The sequence below is a fragment of the Mycobacterium kyorinense genome (assembly GCF_001672775.1).
Lineage (GTDB): Bacteria > Actinomycetota > Actinomycetes > Mycobacteriales > Mycobacteriaceae > Mycobacterium > Mycobacterium kyorinense_A.
This window is the reverse complement of sequence record NZ_LZKJ01000169.1, coordinates 20,628-41,210: the sequence shown is the minus strand read 5'-3', so window position 1 is coordinate 41,210 and position 20,583 is coordinate 20,628. Positions and strand designations below refer to the sequence as shown.

Below are 20,583 nucleotides of genomic sequence, written 5' to 3'. Positions count from 1 at the left end.
TCTATTCTCATGCCGCAACCGAGCCTGCTCGACCTGTTGACCCCCGCCACCACTGCCCTGGTCACCCAAGAATGCCAGGGCGGTGTGATCGGCGCCCAGGCCGGCCTGCCGATGCTCGCCGAGGAAGCTAGACGGGAGGCGATCCCCAACATTGTCAGGCTCCTTGGCGCGGCTCGCGCGTCGAGCGTCTCGGTCGTGCACTGCCTGATCCAGAAACGCCCAGACAACCGAGGGTCCAACACCAACGCCAGGCTGTTCATGGCTGGGAAATCGTTCAGCGCCGATTTGACTCCGGGCAGCCCCGGCGGCTCGGTACTGCCCGAGCTCGGCCCGGATCCGCGTGATCTGGTCCTCACCCGCACACACGGTGTCGGACCGATGACTGGTACCGACCTCGACTCGGTGCTGCGCAATCTCGGGATCAAGACCATTGTCGGCGTCGGTGTTTCGGTCAACATCGCGATTCAGAACTTCGCGATGGACGCGGTTAACCGCAGCTATCAGTTCGTGCTGCCCCGTGATGCGGTATGTGGTTACCCGCGCGAATACGCGGAATCGATCATCGACAACACGTTGGCGCTGTTGAGCACGGTGACCACTACCGAAGCAGTCGTCAAAGCGTGGCAGGAACTCGCGGGAGGTAGCCCCGCATAGCTGTTGCGGAGCGTTGGTGATAACGTCGTTTTCACATAGCGTAAATGATCATATTCGCTGCTCTGGAGGGATTAGCCACATGTCTACCCGGTCCTTGCCCTACCCGATCTTCGACATCGACAACCACATGTACGAGACGACGGACGCGCTCACCAAATACCTGCCCAAGGAGCACCGCGGCAAGGTCGGCTATGTCGAGGTCAACGGACGGCCCAAGCTCGTCGTGAAAGATCACATCAGCCACATGATTCCCAATCCGACGTTCGAGCGGGTGGCGAGGCCGGGCAGCGCCGAGGACTACTTCTTGGGCAACAATCCAGAGGGGCTCAACTTCCGCGAGTTCATCGGTGAGGCAATGAATGTCATCCCCGCCTACCAGGATCCGGGTCCCAGACTAGAGCTGATGGATGAGCTCGGCATCGACCAATGCGTCATGTACCCGACCCTCGCCAGCCTCATCGAGGAACGCACCACCGACGACGTCATCCTGACCCACGCGATCATTCACGCCCTCAACGAGTGGATGCACGAACACTGGACGTTCAACTACCACGACCGTATCTTCGCGACGCCCGTCATCTGCCTGCCACTCGTCGACGAGGCCATCAAGGAGCTGCACTGGTGCCTCGAGCGGGGAATGAAAACGTTTCTGGTCCGCCCTGCTCCGGTGCCCAGCCGCTTCGGCGGCTCGCGGTCGATGGGCCTGCCCGAGTTCGACCCGTTCTGGGAGGAAGTCGTCAAGACCGGCATTCCGGTGACCATGCACGCCTCGGACAGCGGATACCAGAAGCACCTCATGGAATGGGAGGGCGGCGACGAGTACCTCTCATTCAAGCCGAGCGCACTGCGCGAGGTGGTCATGGGGCACCGCGCCATCGAGGACACCTTGGCCGCGATGATCTGCCACGGTGCGCTGTCGCGCTTCCCCGACCTGAAGATCTTTTGCGTCGAGAATGGCAGCGGTTGGGTGCGCAATCTCCTCGAACAGCTCAACACCGCGTACAAGATCATGCCCAAGGAGTTCGACGAGCATCCCGTCGAGGTGTTCAAACGCAACATCTACATCCACCCGTTCCTCGAGGACGACGTCAAGGGGATCGTCGACATCATGGGTGATGACCACGTGATGTTCGGCTCCGACTTTCCCCACCCCGAGGGCATCGGCGATCCGTTGAGTTTTGTCGACCGGCTCGACGGCATCTCCGATGCCGCGAAGGCGAAGATCATGGGCGGCAACGCCATTGAGCAGCTAAAGCTCAAGGTCCCGGCATGACACAGGCCTCCCCCACCGTCTACGAGGGCATCTCCGGCTTCGAATCCCACGTCGGCGAACACCTCGGCTACAGCGGGTGGCACGAGGTCACACAGAAGGAAATCGATCTGTTCGCCGAGGCGACCGGTGACCACCAGTGGATCCATGTCGACGCGGAGCGGGCGGCCAAAGGTCCGTACGGTAGGACGATTGCGCACGGATATCTCACGCTGTCGCTGGTTCCCATTCTCGTGCAACAGATTTACCGGGTGTCAGGGCTGTCGATGCAGATCAACTACGGTTCTGACAAGCTCCGCTTCCCTGCCCCGGTGCCGGTCGACTCGCGCATCCGCGCCGGCGCCGAACTGATCAAGCTGGAACGCAACGACAAGGGCGGCAGGGCTACCGTGCGGGTCACCGTCGAGGTTGAGGGATCCGAGCGGCCGGCATGCGTGGTCGACACCATCGCGGCCATGGTCGATGCCTGAACCTACGCGTTGCGCAGGCGTTCGCCGATCACCTGATTGTCGCGCAGCTTCGTCAGCTCATCGTCGGACAAACCCAGGGCGCCCAGCACCTCGTCGTTGTGTTGACCGAGCGTCGGCGACGGTGTGCGGTGATGCCGAAGGGGTCCGGGCGTGATCCGAAATGGCCAGCCCGGGAACCTCTGTCGGCCAGAGAGCGGATGCTCGAGCTCCTGATAATAGCCGCGCGCCGCGAGCTGGTCGACGTCGTACATCCGGTCCGCGGTGAGGATCCGCTCCGCGGGCACACCGCGGCGACGGAGCGCCTCGGCGATCTCGTCGGGCGGTCGACCCGCCGTCCATCCAGAAAGGATTTCGTCGAACGCCTCTTGGTTGTGCAGCCGTGCCCGTGCTGAGGCGAACCGCGGATCGTCGCGCAGTTCGGGTCGGCCGATCATGTCGACGACGGCGGCCCAGTCGGAGTCATCACGTACCGAGATGGCCACCCACTCGTCGTCGCCACTGCCCGGGTAGACACCTTGTGCATAGTTGCGGTGGCGGTTGCCTTCTCGCTCGTACGCCCGGCCCGTGAGCGAGTATTCGATGACCGGCTCGGCAGTCACCGCGGCACCGACCTCGATCTGTGCGACCTCGATCAGTTGGCCTTCACCGGTTTTGCGCTTGTGCTCGAGCGCGGCCAGCAGTGCGACGGTCGCGTGCACGCCGACGATCGGATCGGCAGGCCCTTGCAGGTTGCACGGTGGACCGTCGCGGTAACCCGTGGCTGCCGACATCCCCGATATCTGCTCGAAGTTCAGTGCCCACCCGACGTAGTCACGCCATGGACCTTCGAGCCCAAGGCCCGGCATGCGGACCATGATGACGTTCGGATTCACCTTCACCAGCGAGGCGTAGTCCAAACCGAACTGCTCCACCACGCGCGGCGAGAAGTTCTCCACCACGACGTCTGCCTCGGCGGCCAGCTTGAGGGCCAATTCGTGGCCGGTTTCGGTGCCGAGATCCAAGGTGATATCGCGCTTGTTGAGGTTGGTGCCCTGCCACATCGGTCCTATCTCGTACCAGTCATCGCTGCTGCGCAGCAGCGAGCCCGAATATCGGTGACCGTCCGGACGCTGGATCGACTCGACCTTGACGACATCGGCGCCGAATGCACCCAGATAGCAGGTGAGGTAGGCGCCGGACCAGAAAGTGCTCAGGTCGAAAACCTTGAGATTCGCGAAGGGCATTGTCACATCGTCAACTTCGATTGCGGCGGGCTTCGCTCGTCGACCGTGCAATGAAGCTGCCGCTCGATCGCCGAGCTGCGGCGCTGGCCCCGGTGGCTCAACCGGCGTGCGGGCCAACCGGAACGGAGCGCCCGGCCGGAGGAAGCGCCGGCCCGCCGATTCGCTCTCGATGAAGAAACCGCGCTCGCGGTACTGGGGACAGTCGAGGATGGAGGCTCCGTCGTTGACCGGTGCCGCGGGGATTCGCATCGCCTGGCTCAACTCGACCAGATCGGCCACCGTCATCGAATCGATCCACGGCTGCGCCTTCGCGAAGAACTCCTCACGTTCGGGCCCGCCCAGCATGATGGCTATCTGGCACTCTCCGAATTCCGGCAGCCCTACCATCGCGCAGACGTCCAGCCAGTGCTGCCCGGTCAAGCAGTTGATCCCAATCCAGCCGTCCGCGGCGCGCACGATGCCGAGCATAGGACCCGCCTTTGAATTCGCCGGAAGACCAAGGCCTTTCAAACGCTCAGCCATCAGCATCGGATACGCCAAGGTTGACAACAGAGACTCGAACGCCGAGACATCGACCTCGATCACCCGCTCAAGACCCGCATCCGCGACCCGCAGGGCCGTCAGGGTCCCGAGAGCGGCGTAGCTGCCGGCGATGTACTCGGGGATACGGACGCCGGCCTGCACCGGCGTCCGGCCAAGTTCGCGAGTGTTGACCCATCCCGACGCGGCCTGCAGGGTCAACGACGTCGACTGGCGATTCCGGCGTGGGCCCTCCTGGCCATAGTCGGATATGCGGACGACAACGAGATTCGGATTGAGGCGTTGGAGAGCTTCGCGATCGAGCCCCCAGTGCAACCTGTCGGCCGATCCGACCGGCAGATCCTCGACTACCACGTCTGCTTTAGCAAAAAGCTCAGCAAGCGCACCGGGGTGTTCCTCAAGATCAATTGTTATCCCGTGCTTTCCACTGTTCAAATACTCGAACAGTCCGCTCGACGCACCCCAGCTTCGCAGCGGATCCCCGGCCGGCGACTCGACCTTGTAGACGTCGGCGCCGAGGTCGACGAGCAGTTTGGTGCAATACGGTGCCGCGATGTCGGTGCCGACTTCCACGACTCGCAACCCCGACAGAGATCCAGTCACGCAGGAACTCCGATTGCCTTCGGTTCCATGTATGCCCGCAGCCCCATTACGCCGCCTTCGCGCCCGATTCCGCTCTGTTTGAACCCGCCGAAAGGCGCGTCGCCGGGTATCGTTCCGTTGATCGAGATCTGACCGGTCCTGATCCGTCGGGCAAGTCCGACCGCTCGTTCGATGTCGGTGCCCCACAACGCGCCACCGAGGCCGTACGCGGAATTGTTTGCGATGCCGACCGCTTCGTCATCGTTGCGGTAACGCAGCACCGTCAACACCGGACCGAACACTTCCTCCTGCGCGATGCTCGACTCGACGGTGGCATCGGCCAGAACCGTAGGCTCAAAGTAGAATCCGCGATCGCGCCCGTTCGGCCGCCTACCGCCGGTGACAATTTTGGCGCCGTCGCTTTCGGCGCGCATGACGAAACCCTCGACCCGTTCCAGATGTTGGCAACTGATCAGCGGGCCCATGCCGGTCGCATCATCGGTGGGGTCTCCCACTGTGATGTTGCGAGCCCGTTCGGCCAGGCGATCGACCACGTCGTCGTGCAGCTTCTCCGGGACCAGCAGACGACTGTTGAGGATGCACGCCTGTCCCGCGTGCATCGTGCAGCCTTCGAACAGAAGCCGTTCGAACAATTCGTCGGTCAGCTCGACATCGTCGAGCAGAATGCTCGCTGATTTGCCACCGCACTCGAGCAGGATTCGCTTCATTGAGGTTGCGGCGCCAGCCATTACATCGCGACCGACAGCCGAGCTTCCGGTGAAGCTCACCATGTCGACCCGCGGGTCCAAAGTCAGAGTCCTGCTGGCCTCGACGCTGCTCGGGGTGACGATGTTGACCACGCCGGGTGGAATATCGGTCTCCTCGTCGATGAGCCGCGCGAGCGCGAGACCGGCCAGCGGAGTCAGCGGCGAGGGCTTGAGGACGAGCGTGTTGCCGGCGGCCAGTGCGGCGCCCAGTTTCATCACGTTCAGCGTGTGCGGGAAGTTCCACGGCGTCAACGCCGCCACCACGCCGAGTGGCTCGTAGCGCAACAATGTGGTGCCAGCCGCGCCCCACGCGTCCATCGGTGCCTCGGCCGGCTCCATCGCGAGTTCCGCGGCATGACCGACCATGAAGGCAGGCCCCTCGACATGGATCAGGCGCTCGTTTGCTGTACAGCCCCACTCGGCCTGCGCGAGCGCGTAGATCTCCTCGCTCCGGGCGAGCAGCGCGTCGCTGAGCTGCTGAAGGCAGCGAGATCGCTCGGCAGGATCCGCCGCCGCCCACGGCCCAGAATCGAACGCGGTGCGCGCCGCGCTGATCGCCCGCTCGACTTGACCGATCCCAGCATCCGGCGCCGAGGCGATCACCTGTTCGGTGGCCGGGTTGACCACGTCATATCGCCCGCTGTCCGATTCGACCCATTCGCCGTCGATGTAGACGCCGTAGCTGTCGACGAGGCCCGACTCGGCCATTACATCACTGGACCTTCCTGGTTGGTCTCCGAAGTCTTCGATGTCGCCCGATGCCGGCGCAACAAGTCCGACAATTCATCAGATTATGTACACCTGCAAAGCCTGCGCCGTCAACACTATTGATTTTCAACTGGGAAAAGAGTGATTGACACGGTCGATGCTGGTGCTGTAGACACAGCATCACTGGACAGATAGAGATTTGATGTCCGGTCAGCCCTGTCTCGAGGAAGGCCCGCAGTGTCCGCTAACTCCACCTCCAGACCAACGTCCGTGCTGCCTCTGCACTCGCCGGACTACTACGCCGGCGACCCGTATCCGGGTTATCGAGAACTGCGCAACAGCACCCCGGTCGTCTGGAACGACGTAACGAGTTTCTGGGCGCTGACGAAGTACGAGGACATCCGCCACGTCTCCGGCCACCCGCAGACATTCTCGTCGACGAAGGGCATCACGATCCCGGACCCGTCCATGCCCACCCCGGTGCAGGAGGGAAACCTGATCTTCACCGACCCGCCGCGGCACCGGCAGCTGCGCAAGCTGATCAACTCGGGCTTCACCCGACGGCAGGTCACGTTGCTGGAACCCAAGGTGCGCGAGATCGTCAAAGGCATTCTTGACGGCGTCGACCCATCGCGGGAGTACGAGTTCGCCGAGGAGATTGCCGCGCCGCTGCCGACCCGGATGATCGCCGAGATGCTCGGCGCGCCGCCCGAGGACTGGGAGCAGTTCCGTACCTGGTCGGACGCGGCCGTGGGCACCGCCGACCCCGACATCGAGCTGGACAACATGGTGGCACTCGGCGAACTGTACGAGTACTTCACCAAACTGATCGATGCGCGGCGCTCCGGCAAGGTCACCGGTCAAGACGATCTGCTGTCCATCCTGGCCGCCGCCGAGGTAGACGGCGAGCGCCTCACCGATGCGGACCTGCTCAACTTCTCCTTTCTATTGCTGGTTGCGGGCAACGAGACGACACGAAACCTGATCTGTCTTGGCACGCTGGCGCTGCTGGACCACCCTGATCAGTTCACCCTGCTTCGCTCGAAGCCCGAGCTTCTGCCACTGGCGGTCGAAGAGATGTTGCGGTTCACCAGCCCGGTGACCCACATGGCACGCGAGGCTACCCAGGATGTCGAGATCCGCGGCCAGCAGATCAGGGCGGGCGAAACGGTGGTCATGCTCTACGGTGCGGCCAACCGCGACGAGGAGATCTTCGGCCCCACCAGCGAGGAGTTCGATATCACCCGAAACCCTAACCCCCACATAGCGTTCGGGGCGGGCGAACATGCGTGTCTGGGCGCCCAACTGGCACGGCTGGAGGCAAGGGTGATGTTCGAGGTGCTGCTGGGCACCTATCCGAGCATCGAACTGACCGGCGATGTGACAAGGCTGCGCGCCACGATGGTGCCGGGCGTCAAGCGCATGCCGGTACGGATGCGAGCGGGCGTCTGATGGATTTCGACTACACCCCCGAGCAGGAACAGCTCCGACAGAACTATCGCGAACGCCTCGAGGCTGTCATGACCCCCGAACGGCGCAAGGCCGTCGCGGGGATGATGGAGGGCGGCGTGGCGGTAGCCGAGTGTCGGCGTGCGCTCGGCGAGGCCGGATTGCTCGGTGTGGCATGGCCGGTCGAATACGGCGGCAGCGGCTTGACAGCCCTCGAGCAGTACATTTTCGGCGAGGAAGCGCGCCGAGTCCATGCGCCACTGCCAATGATCACGCTGAACACAGTTGGTCCCACACTCGTCCAGTACGGGACCGAGGAGCAGAAGCAGAAATTCCTTCCGGCAATCCTCAAGGGTACCGTCGAATTCGCGATCGGCTACTCCGAAGCCGGTGCGGGAAGCGACCTGGCCTCGTTGCGAACCAGTGCGGTACGTGATGGCGACGAGTTCGTAATCAACGGCTCCAAGATGTTCACCAGCGGCGCGGAATTCGCCGACTACATCTGGCTGGCCGCTCGCACCGATCCGGAAGCCAAGAAGCACAAGGGCATAACGGTATTCATTGTGCCCACCGACTCCCCCGGCTTCTCCTGGAAACCCCTGCATACGATGCCTGGTGTCTCCACGTACTACACCTTCTACGACGATGTGCGCGTCCACGAGAGCGCCATCGTGCTTGGTGAGAACCAGGGCTGGAAGCTAGTCACCAATCAGCTGAACCTCGAGCGCGCTGCCCTGGGCAACCTCGGTGCGCTGGAGCCGTTGTTCGACAAGACGCTGGAATGGGCCAAGACCACCAAGCTCGACGACGGGTTCGTCATCGACCAGCCGTGGGTGCAACAGGCTCTGGCGCGGGTAGAGGCGCAGGTCGCAGCCTACCGACTGCTCAATCTGCGGGTGAACACCAACATGAGCTCCGGTGCGCTGGGTATGGGTAAGGCTTCGGCAGCAAAGGTTTTCGGCACCGAGCTCACCCAGCAGGTGGCCCGTGAGCTGCTCGACGTGGTCGGCCAAGCAGGCCTGCTTAAGGGTGCGTCGGCCCCACTCAAGGGCGAACTCGAGAGCGCCTATCGACTCGCCGTCATCAACACATTCGGCGGCGGCGCCAACGAACTGCAACGCGACATCATTGCGATGGCCGGCCTCGGAATGCCGCGCGCACCCCGCGACATGCGAGCCTCCTGAAAGGATTACCCAACCCCGTGACCGAATTGACCAAAGATGAACTGCGCCGGCGCCTCGACGCGCTGATCGGCACACCCACCGACGGCGTCGGCAAACCTTCACGCGCGCCGGACCCGGTAAATGCCGCCATGATCCGCCACTGGGCCCACGCGTTGGACGACATGAACCCCGCCTACCTCGATGAGGAATTCGCCCGAAACTCTCGCTACGGCGGCTTGGTCTCCCCGCCGGTGATGCTGCAGAGTTGGACGATGCCGGCACCGAAGCTGGTCGGTATTCGCGAGCGCGGCGGTGTGCCGATCGAAATCAAGAGCAACCCGCTGCAGTTCCTGTCCGACGCCGGCTATACCGGCATCATCGCGACGAACTCCGAGTTCGAGATCGAACGCTATCCCCGGGTAGGAGACCAGATCACCGCCGAGACCGTGTTCGACTCGATCTCCGACGAAAAGAAGACGGCGATGGGCGACGGCTTCTTCGTCACCTGGGTGACCACCTACCGCGATCAGAATGACGAGGTCATCGGCCGCCAATGGTTCCGCACGCTGCGATTCAGGACGGGAACCTGATGGCCAGCAGACTCGCCCCCTCCGTCAGTCCCGACACCGAATTCTTCTGGTCGGGCCTGAAAGACCACGAACTTCGCATTCAGCGCTGCGGGGACTGCCAAACGTTGCGCGTACCGCCACGGCCGATGTGCGGCAAGTGCCAGTCACTGAAGTGGGACTACGTCGTGGCTTCCGGTCGCGGCACCGTGTACAGCTTCGTGATGCCCCAATACCCGCCGCTGCCGTTCCTCCAGTACCCATACGTCGCCGCGCTCATCGAACTCGACGAGGGTGTACGCATCGTGTCGAACCTCTGCGACATCGAACCCGCCGCCATCGAGGTCGGCATGCCCGTCGAGGTCTTCTACGAGACCTTCGAAGCCCTTCCAAGTGGCGACGAGTTGGTACTGCACCAATTCCGCCCAGCCGGCTGACCAAAGGCGATCGGGGCAATGGATTTCACCTTCACCGAAGAACAAGAGACAGTCGGTAAAGTCGCGCGGCAACTGTTCGAACATCGCGCCACACCCGAGCACTTAACCGAACTGGAGTCCGCCGACGTGCGTTACGACGCCGGACTATGGAAGGAACTCGCGTCCGCCGACTTGCTCGGCATCGCACTACCCGAATCCGTGGGCGGCAGCGGTGGCGGATTCCTCGAATTGGGCATTTTGCTCAGCGAGGTTGGATTCAGTGTTGCGCCGGTACCCGTCTATGCCACCCTCGTTCTGGGTGCAGACACCATTGCGCGGCACGGGAATTCCGCGATGCAACACCAGTATTTGCCCGGTGTGATCGACGGCAGCACGATCCTTTCCGCGGCGCTCATCGAACCGGGCAACTCTTCTCCGACCGCACCGCGTACCACCGCACGCTCCGAGGGCGACACGTGGCGGCTTGACGGCAGCAAGGAGCTCGTCCCCGCGGCGCAACTCGCATCGGCCGTCGTGGTGTCGGCGCAGACCGACGACGGCCCCGGGCTGTTCATCGTCGACACCGCAACCGATGGGGTGGCCATTACACCGGTGTCCACCACCAACGCTGAACCGCACGCCGAGCTCGGTTTGACCGGCGCGGTCGGCCGCCGGCTCAGCGAGCACAGCACAGGTAACATCGTCGGCTCGCTCTACAACCGGGCACTCGTCGGCCTGTGCGCGATCCAAATCGGCGTCGTGGATAGGGCTTTGAAACTGGCTGCCTCGTACACCAGCGAACGTGAACAGTTCGGCCGCCCCATTGGGTCATTTCAGGCCGTCCAGCAGCGACTCGCCGACGCGTTCATTGACGTCGAAGCTATCCGGTGGACCACATGGCACGCAGCATGGTTGATCGCGCGAGGACGACCGGCCGATCGCGAGGCCGCCATCGCCAAGTTCTGGGCCGCCGAGGCGGGCGCCCGTGTCACGGCCTCGGCCCAGCAGGTGCACGGCGGCATGGGAATCGACGTCACCTACCCGCTGTCGCGTTATTTTCTGTGGGCCAAGCAGAACGAACTCGCGCTCGGGTCCGCCTCACAGCAGTTGGTCCGGCTCGGTAATACATATGCGGAAGGAAACGGCACATGACCTCCACCGTCAAGCGCGCAACGACCCTGGCTTGGAACGCCATTAATGTGGATGACGAGGTCACACCCATGGACGTGCCGGTGACCACCACGCTGATCGTCGCGGGCGCCATCGCCTCGCGTGATTACATGCCGGTGCACCACGACCGCGACTTCGCCAATTCCCAAGGCTCCAAGGACATCTTCCTCAACATCCTGACCACCAACGGGCTGTGTGTGAAGTTTCTGCACGACTGGGCTGGACCCGAGGCGATGATCAAGAAGCTTTCCGTTCGCCTAGGTGTGCCCGCCTACCCCGACGATCCCCTGCGCTTCGAAGGCAGCGTCACCGGCAAGTCGTCGGCCGACGGCGAGGGCTTGGTCGAGGTCACCTTCAAGGGCACCAACAGTCTGGGCGACCATGTCTCCGGCACCGCGGTGCTGAGCCTGCTCGCGGGAATCGATACATGAGCGCGAGCATCAGTGGGAAAGCGGCCCTCGCCGGTATCGGTCAGACCGAATTCTCCAAGGAGTCTGGGCGAACCGAAATGCAACTGGCCTGCGAGGCGGTTAAGGCGGCCATCGACGATGCAGGCTTGCAGCCCAGCGATATTGACGGCATGGTGACGTTCACCGTGGACGAGAACGAGGAGATTGAGGTCGCCCGCAACGTCGGCATCGAGAACCTGTCGTTCTTCACCAGGGTGCCGCACGGGGGCGGCGCCGCTGCGGGCACCGTGATGCAGGCCGCGATGGCTGTCGCGACTGGCGTCGCGGATGCGGTGGTGTGCTATCGGGCGTTCAACGAGCGCTCCGGCTTCCGGTTCGGTGGTGCTGGACGCCAACCCGGTGTGACGCCGTTGTGGATGGCTCCGTATGCCCCATTCGGTCTCATGACGCCCGCCGCGTGGGTCGCCCTGCACGCTCAGCGGTACATGTCGACGTATGGGGTCACCAACGCCGACTTCGGCAAGATCTCGGTCATCGACCGCAAACACGCCGCGAACAATCCGGATGCCTGGTTTTACGGCAAGCCGATATCCCTTGAGCATCATCAGGAGTCGCGCTGGATCGTCGAACCGGTACTGCGTCTGCTGGATTGCTGCCAGGAAAGCGACGGCGGCGTCGCGATGGTAGTGACAAGCGTCGAGCGGGCGCGGGATCTGCCCAAGCCGCCTGCCGTCATCACCGCGGCCGCCCAGGGCGCGGCCTACGACGGCGAGGTGATGACGAGCTACTACCGCGAAGAGATCACCGGGCTACCTGAAATGGGTGTGGTCGGCAACAAGCTGTGGCGCGACTCCGGGCTGAAACCGGATGACATTTCGACGGCGTTCCTCTATGACCACTTCACTCCGTTCGTGTTCACCCAACTCGAGGAACTCGGGTTCTGCGGACGGGGCGAGGCGAAGGATTTTGTGTCGATCGACGAGTTGTCGTTGGGCGGGCGGATGCCGATCAACACCAACGGCGGGCTACTCGGCGAGGCCTACATCCATGGGATGAACGGGATCACGGAGGGAGTCCGACAGGTCCGCGGAACGTCCTGCAACCAGGTCGACGGCGTGGAGCACGTCCTGGTCACGTCGGGGACCGGGGTCCCGACCAGCGGACTGATCCTGGCACCCGACCGGTGAGCGGCAGCACCGCTACTCTCGTCGGGAGACCAGAAAGGGGACCTCAATGACGCAGGCAACCGCGACCGATACTCGCAGTGTGATCATCTCGGCGGCCTTCGCCTGCTTTCGGACCCAAAGCCTGGCTAAGACGACCATCGTCGACATCGCCCGGGCCGCCGATGTATCGCGCAGCACCTTCTACGAATACTTCCGGGACAAGGAGACAATCGTCGAGGCTTGCGCCGAGGCGGCGTCACAGCGGTTCTACCGCAACATGGCGAAGGCGATCGACCGTCGAGGCGGTAGCACGCTGGAGGGCCGTCTCGTGGAAGCCGCCGTCTTCGTCAGCCAAGCACGGCGCGTCGTCGAGCCGGAGGCGTACTTCGACGAGGCGGAAGTCAGCCTGATGATGACGAAAAACGCGGCGATGCTCCTCAAGGAATGCACCGAGTTCCTGGCACCCTACGTATCGGCAGCCAGGTTGACGGGCGAGGTTCGGAGTGATCTCGACATCCCCACGGCGACAGAATGGTTTGCTCGAATCCTGTTCTCGCTCTTCACGACCCCGTCACCATCGATCGACATGCGCGACGACGACGCGGTCGCCGAATTCGTGCGCGCCTATGTCGTTAATGGATTCGTCGACGGCCGCGCGCGACGGCGATAAACGGCAGCCGAGGAAGGCGGAGGTGGACTGACTGTGGCATCTGCGATGCACGATCCCCCGACACGACCCACTCGTGGACGTCAGGCCAGCCTCGGCAGAGCAACCCCGCACAGACTTCTGGTGCTCGGCATGGATGCGGCCGACATGATTTCCGGTGCGGGCGGACTCATTTGTGATTCAGTTCGCACCGGGTTATATGTGGACGTCTATTTGCAGACCGTTGGCGATGAAATGGCGCTTCAGATCCTCGGTGTCTGCGCACAGACCTTGCCGGCTGAGTTTGACTTCGGGGCAGACTGGCCGGATGCGATCGTCGTCACAGCCGCGTTGCAAGCGCAACACCAAGGTGTGCGCAATCTCGTCATGGATGCGGCTCGAGCTCGACGTTCCGAATTGGCGCTGTGGGGCGGAACGCGGCCGACGAACTTCGAAGCCAGTACCGAGATCGAACATCGACTCAGTACTGCCGCGCAGGCGTTCAAGCGTCACGCGATGAAAGCCGTTGGAGCGGCTTCGGAAATGACATTCACGGAATCGTTCCACGTCGGCAAGAACCGGACAGCCGGACCTGTGTCGCCTCTGCTCGCCAGATAGCTGGCCTTCTCGTCAGTCCTCAACCGATCCTGCGCACGGGAACATTAGACCAGCCACAGACATTCGCCATCGCCACCCGCTGCAGCCCGTCGCGGTCGACTTCGTACATGGGAAGGAGGTCCAACAGCGCGTCGAGTGCGATGCGGCTCTCCATGCGCGCCAGCGCCGCACCGAGACAACTATGTATGCCGTAGCCGAACGCGAGGTTGAAACCCATCTTGCGGTCTCGATCGATGTCCAACCGGTCGGGGTCATCGAACATACGCTCGTCCCGTGTCGCCGACCCTGTGACCAGTAGCACGGCACTGCCAGCCGGAATCGTTGTCCCGTAATAAGTTACGTCCCGCGTCGCGGTCCGAACCTGATATTGGGAGGGAGCCTCGTAGCGCAGCAACTCCTCCACCGCGGCCGGGATCTTGCTTCGGTCGTCGCGAAGCTTGCGCCACTGGTCGGGAAAATCAGCGAAGGCGACCATCGCATTGCCCACCAACTTGGTGACTGTTTCAGCGCCCGCCCCGCCGAGCATCGTTGCGAAACCGGTGATGTCGACGTCGGTGAGCTTTTCCACCACCCCATCGCGTTCGATCTCCGTCTCGATCAAACGGCTGATCATGTCGTCTTCGGGTCGGGCCCGCCGCTGCTGCACCAGGTCGTAATAATACAGACCGGTGTTCACCGACGCCTGGTAGCCCCGCTTGGTGGTAGCGATCTCGCCAGGATGGCGCTCAAGCAGCAAGTCCAGCCAGAGGCGGATCTGGTCGCGGTCCTGTTTCGGCACACCGAGCATCGTCGTGATGACCTCGTTGGGAAACAGGGCCGAGAAGTCGGCAACGACATCGAAAGACGCGGGATCCAGCGCCTCGACACGCTCATAGACCTTCTCGCGCACCATGTCTTCCAACGTGGCGATCGCCCGCGGGGTAAACACGTTGCTGACAAGCCTGCGCATCTTCTGATGCTCGGGCGGATCCATGGAGATGATCACCTTCGGCACCGGGATGGCGTCGTCATGGGCCTTGACCATGTCCAGCGTCGCGCCCTTGGCCGACGAAAAGGTTTCGTGGTCTTTTGTCGCGTGAGCTACATCCTCATACCGGGTGAGCGCCCAGAAATCCCACTTCGCGCTGTAATAGATGGGCGTCTCGTCGCGAAGCCGTCGGTAGGTGTCGTAGGCGCCGTTGAAAAAGTCCGCGGAGAAGGGGTCGAATTCGATGGAGATCGCGGAGCTCACAGGATCGCCCCGGATTCCTTGTACTTCGTGATCGTATCCCAGTCCATGCCCGCATCCATCAGAACTTCCTCGGTGTGCTGGCCGTGCTCGGGTGCGCCTGGCGGGATGACCGCCTGTTCGTCGAATTGAACAGGGTTGGTGGGCAACGAAAATGGCGCACCGTTCACGGTTTGGGTGAGGGCCACGTAACCGTTAGCGACGACGGCGGGGTCCTGACACAGCTCGGCCGGTGTCTGGACGATTCCCCACGCCCCGGAGAGCTCCGCAAGAGTCTTGCGCCATTCGGCCAACGTGCGCTTGGCAAACGCCGCGTCTAGTAGCGCGACCAGGCTGACACGGTTCTCGAACCGCGAGGCGGGATCGGCGAACCGCGGATCGTCGACCAACTCGGGAAGACCGATCACCCGCATCGCCTCTGCGTAGAACTTGTCGAGCTGCAGCATCATCAGCTGCACGTAGCGGTCGTCTTTTGTGCGGTAAGTGGCCACCAGCGGATTGGGCGAATCGGCGTGCCCGTACTTGGGAATGGCGCTGCCACCGTGTATCTGGCTCACCGCGACGTCGGGACTGAGATTCCACGCGGCCAATCCGAGAAGGGAGACGTCGACCACCGAGCCCTTCCCGGTCGTTGCCTTTTTGTAGAGGGCGGCGGCGATCCCTCCCGCGATCGTCATCCCGCCGAGCAGGTCTCCGAACGCGGGCCGCGAGCGCACCAGCTCGTCGGCATCCTCGGTAAGAACGTTAGCGATTCCGCCACGCGCCCAGTAGGAAACACCGTCGTAGCCAGGGTTGTCGGCATCGGGCCCCTTCGGCCCGTGCCCTGATCCCCGGACGTAAACGATGCTCGGGTTGGCCGCTCTGATGTCCTCGACGTCGATGCCGAGCTTCTTGCGGCGCTCCGGCAGATAACTGGTCAAGAACACGTCGCAGGTCTTGGCCAGTTCGCGCACCACTTCCTGACCGCCGGGGGTGCTCAGGTCTACCCCGATAGATTTCTTGCCCCGGTTAGGAATTTCGATCATGTAGTTGACCGATCCGCCGCCCGCGTCAACGATTCCCATCGTGACCAGGCCGCGCTGCGGATCACCGCCGTCGCGCGGCTCGACCTTGATGACTTCTGCGCCCCACTCCGCGAGTACCGCGCCGGCCGAGGGCACGAAAGTCCACGCGGCGACCTCTAGCACACGAACTCCGCTGAGCACCCTCTCCTCGGAAATGACGCCTCCCTGAACTTGCGATAACCGACATTTACGTAAATGAGAATGTCACTTTCGATCGGTATTGTAAACGGACTACGGGCGCCGCGAGAGCCGCCCGGGTTGCTCGGGTTCTCCGTTCTCCCAGAAACGCTCGCCAACGCGGCATCCGGTGCGGCACGGCCGCGCGAAGCGGCACGTCCGTCGACGGCGGGGTATTCCGAGAACCGGTGTTCTCGTTTGCTGGAAAGCCAACTATCCTGTTGAAGCTCAATGAACGTTCGTCGCGAGGATGCCAGGGAGGACCCGGCCATGCCCTTCCCGACCATAATCCCGACGATCCCCGCGCTGGTGAGATCGTCTGCGGCGCGGTTTGGTGACAAACCGTTCCTCATCGCCGACGGGCACGTTCTGACGTACGCCGACCTCAACCTGCGTTCCTCGCAATTGGCGATCGCGCTGCTCGCCGAGGGCATCGGAAAGGGTGACCACGTCGGGATTCTGATGCCCAACAGCGTGGAATCGGCCCTCGCCTGGTTCGCCGCCACACGCATCGGCGCCGTCGCCGTCCCGCTCAACACGTTCTACAAAACGTCCGAGCTGGCCTGGACCGTCCGCCACGCTGACCTGAAAGCGATCCTGGCGTGGTCGGCCTTCCGCAACCACGATTTCGTCGAGCGACTCGAGGAGGCCTTGCCCGGCCTTGCCGAACAGCGCGAACCGGGTCGCATCGTCCTGCCCAAGACGCCGTATCTGCGCACGATCGGGGTGTGGGGACCCTGTGATCGAACCTGGGCGGCCACATTCGAGGACAAGGAACTTCCGACCAGCATCGATGCGCGATTCCTCGTCGATGTTGAGTCGTGCGTGACGCCGGCAGACGAAGCGGCCATCATTTACACCTCGGGCAGCACTGGTGATCCGAAGGCGCCCGTGCACACCCAGGGCACCCTAGTTCGCCACACCTACAACCTCACCTTCCAGTACGGCATCATGCCCGACACTGTCTTGTTTACCGCAATGCCGTTCTTTTGGGTGGGAGGGTTGATCACCGCGTTGCACGCCGTCATTCACCACGGCGCCACGCTCGTCACCCAGCCGGCGTTCGACGCGGCGAACGCCTTGGAATTGATGGAGCGCTATCGCGCGACCATTGCGCTCGGTTGGCCGCAGCAGGGCAAGTCTTTGTCGGAGCACCCCGATTTCGCCGGGCGCGACCTGAGTTCGGTGCAGCGCACCAGCATGCCTGCGATCGTGCCGCTGGACCAGCGACCCAAAGGTCCGAACGCGTTGGGCATGACCGAACTGTGCGGCAACCACATCGGAGTCGATCCGTATTTGCCCCAGCCGCCGGATCGCGCGGAGATTGGCGGATTCTCCGTCGAGGGCCTGAGCCACATCCTCGTCGATCCCGCGACAGGAATACCGGTCCCGGTAGGAACGGAAGGCGAGATCTGGGTGCGCGGGTACTCGCTGATGCAGCGCCTCTACAAGCGCGAGCGTGAAGAAGTGTTCACCGCAAACGGTTACTATCGCACCGGTGATTGCGGTGTCGAGTACGACGACGGCTGGATCAAGTTCACCGGCCGGTTGGGCGATCTAATCAAGACGAGCGGGGGCACCAACGTCACACCCACTGAAGTTGAGCTAGCGCTGACAGAATGCGAAGGCGTGCTCGAAGCCTACGTGGTCGGCGCCGAGAATGGCGCTAACGGAACGGTGGTTGCGGCGGCGGTGGTGCCGCGCGGGGAATCAGCACTCGACGATGAGTCATTGCGAGCGCAACTGCGCGGCAGACTCGCCGCATACAAGGTGCCGAAGTTCATCTGGGTCACCTCAAAGCAGGAGCTTCCGTTCACTGCGACAGGAAAGGTCAAGAGGGCGGAGCTGGCGCAGCAGCTCAGCGGATTGCTGTTGCGCCGCTAGGATTCGTCACGCCGCTTCCAGGTCCCCGGTGGTCTCGCTACCCTCGCAGAGAATTCTCATTCTCCCGTGCGAGAATTATTTCAACTACGGCGCAAGGGGAGCGATTCATGAGCGACCGGCACTCCAGCATTGCAGGGACGCGAATGCTGATCATCGGGGCGTCATCAGGTATCGGACGGGCGTTGGCCATTGGTGCCCAATCCCGGGGCGCTAACGTGGCCCTGGCCGCACGACGAGTGGACCTGCTCTCGGAACTGGCCGATCAACTCCACGGATCGGCGCACGAGCTCGACGTGTCTGACGCGCGCGCCATCGAATCCGTCGTCGGAGAGGTCGTCACCAAATTCGGCAAGCTCGATGCAGTGGTGTTCACCAGTGCCGTGGTGCCGTTCGCGCTGATCGAAGATACCGAAGTGGAGACCTGGCTGCATGCGTACGCCATCAATGCGGTTGGCGCCTCGCACGTATTGCGCGCGACCCTGCCCCATTTGTCCGACGACGCCGTGGTCATCGTCGCGTCGAGCCACGATGTTGGCCGACCTCGTGCAGGGGTGGCCGCCTACCATGCGAGCAAGGCGGCACTCGACGAGATCCTGCGGTCCTGGCGAGCCGAGCATCCCAATCTCGCTGTGATTCGAGTCAGCGTTGGCCCGACCTGTGACACCGAGATCCTGCGCGGAGCCGATCGGGACCTACTGGCGGATCTATATCGGGCCTGGGCGCACGAAGGCCAGATCCCAGATGAGATGTCCACGGTCGAAGACGTGGCGAATGCCATGCTTTCACTCATCGCCATTTCGCGCGCCTATCCCACGGTGGTCAGTGAGATCGTGCACCTCGCGCCCCGAATTACCCAGGCCCAACCGGCTTTCACCGGCAGCTGATCAGGGCAGGACCACGAACGGACCTAGGCTCGCGTGCCAGGATGGAACACCTGTACATCGGACCGCGAGGCGCTCCCCGGACCTCGTTGCCGCTGCTGGTCAGTTCCTCGATGTGGAGATAGCTCTGAGTGGTGGCAGCGTCGGTCAGCCCCGGTCGTACCGCGTTGACCCGAATACCGCGCGGCCCGAGTTCCGATGCGGCGACGCGGATGAGCATTTCGAGCGCGGCCTTGCCCGGACGGACCTAGATGCGCGACTGGCGGCTGACGATCGACGGTCCCGACAGCGGATTGGCGATCACACCCGGCGCGGCGTCGACGACGTCGGGAACCGCGTTGACCGCGGCCATCGCCGTGACCGCGATACCTGGGTTCACCGGGTCGGTTGCCGACTGCTCAAAATGCAACTCCAGGCTCATACTGGGACTGCCCTCGACACGAAAAACCATTCCGCCCTCACCTTCACGGGCAGGCTTCGGCCAGCGATCCGGCCATGGCGTGCTGCTCACTGTCGCGAAGTATTGCACCGCGACAGCCGGCCTCGTGGCGACCACTCCGGCGAGTTGCCAGCGATGGGCGCAAATCGTCCCCTTGGGGATGACCCCTAGCGCGGTCTCCAGATCCGACGGTGCAAGCAGCGTCTCCCACTCCAGTTCTATGCGGTCGAGCTCGAAGCCGAGGATGTCAGCGATGTAGCGAACCACGGTGTCCCAGTCTTTGTTCACCTTTCCTGAGGCGATGCGAGCCGGCACATGACCGTCTGGCTTCCCGAAGCCCATCGACTCGTGCAAGACATCCCAGATCGGATAGGCCTTGTCCAGATCAACCGCGTACTCGTCCATCCGATACGAGTCGACCCGACCTGCGCCTGCGAGAAGAGCAGTGGGAATGTTCAGGCTGATGAAACCCGGCTCACTGCCAGTGGCGTAGAACGTCGAGCTACCCTTAGCTGCAGCGCTTTCCAGAACTGCACGCCATTCGACTGGAGCTGCCGGAGGATAGACCATCGGAATCGTCGAGAATGTCACCACGTTGATGCCCGCCTCAAGATAGGCGGCAATGTCTGCGATGGCTTCCTCTTCGCGGCGGACCGCTGTCGCGCAGTATGCGACACAGTCCGGAGCCAAGGCCAAGACTTCTGATAGGTCGCCGGTCGCCGCGATGCCGACATCCGTCTTCCCGCATAGCTCGCCCGCATCCACGCCGCACTTCTCCGGCGTCGACACTTTGACCGCAACGAGGTCCAGCGCGGGGTCGTCGATGATCGCCCGCAACGCCTCACGGCCGGTCAGTCCGGTACCCACGTGGGCCACCCGGTAGCGTCGCTTAACCTTGTTCCCCAATGTCCAACTACCCCTGACTAGTTCGGTACTACGCTGGTGCGAATCACCGGTAGAAAGGCCCCGGCTTGCCGGCGTTCTGCAGATCGCCGTACGGATCGTAGACTTTCACGCTCGGATAGGGGTTCTGGAAGTAGGCGGGCTCGGATAACCCCGCCTCCCGCAAGCCCGCGAGCACCGCCAGCGGTA

20 protein-coding genes are annotated in these 20,583 nt (G+C 63.1%); 14 read left to right on the top strand and 6 right to left on the bottom strand.

Translation table 11 applies throughout. The annotated features are described in order from the left end of the window. The first annotated feature begins 9 nt into the window (after nucleotides 1–9). From A5707_RS18615 to A5707_RS18605, 3 genes are all read left to right on the top strand, one after another. Entirely contained in the window at nucleotides 10–654 is a 645-nt protein-coding gene (locus A5707_RS18615; RefSeq protein WP_065015920.1) for a cysteine hydrolase, read from the top strand. Nucleotides 655–733: 79 nt separating this feature from the next. Then, nucleotides 734–1,927: an amidohydrolase family protein gene (locus A5707_RS18610; protein ID WP_065015919.1), complete on the top strand. Its 1,194-nt coding sequence runs from the start codon at nucleotides 734–736 to the stop codon at nucleotides 1,925–1,927. Then, entirely contained in the window at nucleotides 1,924–2,394 is a 471-nt protein-coding gene (locus A5707_RS18605) for a MaoC family dehydratase (protein WP_065015918.1), read from the top strand. The genes A5707_RS18610 and A5707_RS18605 overlap by 4 nt, the downstream gene beginning before the upstream one ends. Before the next feature lie 2 nt (nucleotides 2,395–2,396). On the opposite strand, the gene A5707_RS18600 is transcribed toward A5707_RS18605, so the two are convergent. Together A5707_RS18600 and A5707_RS18595 are read right to left on the bottom strand one after the other, a co-directional pair. Next, nucleotides 2,397–4,760 carry a CaiB/BaiF CoA transferase family protein gene (locus tag A5707_RS18600; protein ID WP_065015917.1) on the bottom strand — a complete coding sequence of 788 codons (2,364 nt, stop codon included), beginning with the start codon at nucleotides 4,758–4,760 and terminating at the stop codon, nucleotides 2,397–2,399. Beyond that, nucleotides 4,757–6,214, bottom strand: coding sequence for an aldehyde dehydrogenase family protein (locus A5707_RS18595; protein WP_065015916.1), 1,458 nt, complete (start codon nucleotides 6,212–6,214; stop codon nucleotides 4,757–4,759). Before A5707_RS18595 ends, A5707_RS18600 begins: the two co-directional genes overlap by 4 nt. Nucleotides 6,215–6,493: 279 nt before the next feature. On the opposite strand from A5707_RS18595, the gene A5707_RS18590 reads away from it, so the two are divergent. The 9 genes from A5707_RS18590 (at nucleotide 6,494) to A5707_RS18550 (ending at nucleotide 13,818) form a co-directional block, all read left to right on the top strand. Continuing rightward, nucleotides 6,494–7,666 (top strand): cytochrome P450, encoded by a 1,173-nt coding sequence (locus A5707_RS18590; protein WP_065015933.1) that lies wholly within the window; start codon nucleotides 6,494–6,496, stop codon nucleotides 7,664–7,666. Further along, nucleotides 7,666–8,847: an acyl-CoA dehydrogenase family protein gene (locus A5707_RS18585; protein ID WP_065015915.1), complete on the top strand. Its 1,182-nt coding sequence runs from the start codon at nucleotides 7,666–7,668 to the stop codon at nucleotides 8,845–8,847. The genes A5707_RS18590 and A5707_RS18585 overlap by 1 nt, the downstream gene beginning before the upstream one ends. Nucleotides 8,848–8,864: 17 nt before the next feature. Next, nucleotides 8,865–9,416, top strand: coding sequence for an FAS1-like dehydratase domain-containing protein (locus A5707_RS18580; RefSeq protein ID WP_065015914.1), 552 nt, complete (start codon nucleotides 8,865–8,867; stop codon nucleotides 9,414–9,416). Further along, nucleotides 9,416–9,829, top strand: a complete 414-nt coding sequence (locus tag A5707_RS18575; protein WP_065015913.1) for a Zn-ribbon domain-containing OB-fold protein — start codon at nucleotides 9,416–9,418, stop codon at nucleotides 9,827–9,829. Before A5707_RS18580 ends, A5707_RS18575 begins: the two co-directional genes overlap by 1 nt. 18 nt (nucleotides 9,830–9,847) lie before the next feature. After that, entirely contained in the window at nucleotides 9,848–10,960 is a 1,113-nt protein-coding gene (locus A5707_RS18570) for an acyl-CoA dehydrogenase family protein (protein WP_065015912.1), read from the top strand. Beyond that, the gene (locus A5707_RS18565) at nucleotides 10,957–11,409 is read left to right on the top strand and encodes a MaoC family dehydratase (protein WP_065015911.1); all 453 of its coding nucleotides are present in this window, start codon (nucleotides 10,957–10,959) and stop codon (nucleotides 11,407–11,409) included. Before A5707_RS18570 ends, A5707_RS18565 begins: the two co-directional genes overlap by 4 nt. Continuing rightward, complete coding sequence (locus A5707_RS18560) at nucleotides 11,406–12,575, top strand: lipid-transfer protein (RefSeq protein ID WP_065015910.1); 1,170 nt, start codon at nucleotides 11,406–11,408, stop codon at nucleotides 12,573–12,575. The genes A5707_RS18565 and A5707_RS18560 overlap by 4 nt, the downstream gene beginning before the upstream one ends. Before the next feature lie 46 nt (nucleotides 12,576–12,621). Further along, nucleotides 12,622–13,224, top strand: a complete 603-nt coding sequence (locus A5707_RS18555) for a TetR/AcrR family transcriptional regulator (protein ID WP_065015909.1) — start codon at nucleotides 12,622–12,624, stop codon at nucleotides 13,222–13,224. A 129-nt stretch (nucleotides 13,225–13,353) separates the two neighbouring features. Further along, a complete protein-coding gene (locus A5707_RS18550; protein ID WP_065015908.1) occupies nucleotides 13,354–13,818 on the top strand; it encodes a hypothetical protein in 465 nt (154 codons plus the stop codon). Between the two features lie 19 nt (nucleotides 13,819–13,837). Here A5707_RS18550 and A5707_RS18545 read toward each other — a convergent pair whose 3' ends face one another. Together A5707_RS18545 and A5707_RS18540 are read right to left on the bottom strand one after the other, a co-directional pair. After that, on the bottom strand, nucleotides 13,838–14,842 hold the full coding sequence (locus A5707_RS18545; RefSeq protein WP_232000757.1) for a cytochrome P450: 1,005 nt from the start codon (nucleotides 14,840–14,842) through the stop codon (nucleotides 13,838–13,840). A gap of 203 nt (nucleotides 14,843–15,045) precedes the next feature. Further along, a complete protein-coding gene (locus tag A5707_RS18540) occupies nucleotides 15,046–16,266 on the bottom strand; it encodes a CaiB/BaiF CoA transferase family protein (protein ID WP_065015906.1) in 1,221 nt (406 codons plus the stop codon). Nucleotides 16,267–16,557: 291 nt separating this feature from the next. On the opposite strand from A5707_RS18540, the gene A5707_RS18535 reads away from it, so the two are divergent. Together A5707_RS18535 and A5707_RS18530 are read left to right on the top strand one after the other, a co-directional pair. After that, nucleotides 16,558–18,171, top strand: coding sequence for a class I adenylate-forming enzyme family protein (locus A5707_RS18535; RefSeq protein ID WP_065015905.1), 1,614 nt, complete (start codon nucleotides 16,558–16,560; stop codon nucleotides 18,169–18,171). Nucleotides 18,172–18,278: 107 nt separating this feature from the next. Next, nucleotides 18,279–19,055 (top strand): SDR family oxidoreductase, encoded by a 777-nt coding sequence (locus A5707_RS18530; protein WP_065015904.1) that lies wholly within the window; start codon nucleotides 18,279–18,281, stop codon nucleotides 19,053–19,055. On the opposite strand, the gene A5707_RS24795 is transcribed toward A5707_RS18530, so the two are convergent. Together A5707_RS24795 and A5707_RS18525 are read right to left on the bottom strand one after the other, a co-directional pair. Then, nucleotides 19,042–19,272, bottom strand: coding sequence for an SDR family oxidoreductase (locus tag A5707_RS24795; RefSeq protein ID WP_082969548.1), 231 nt, complete (start codon nucleotides 19,270–19,272; stop codon nucleotides 19,042–19,044). The two genes, A5707_RS18530 and A5707_RS24795, sit on opposite strands and share 14 nt — an antisense overlap. A gap of 27 nt (nucleotides 19,273–19,299) precedes the next feature. Continuing rightward, complete coding sequence (locus A5707_RS18525; protein WP_065015932.1) at nucleotides 19,300–20,217, bottom strand: dihydrodipicolinate reductase; 918 nt, start codon at nucleotides 20,215–20,217, stop codon at nucleotides 19,300–19,302. Nucleotides 20,218–20,583: the final 366 nt, after the last annotated feature.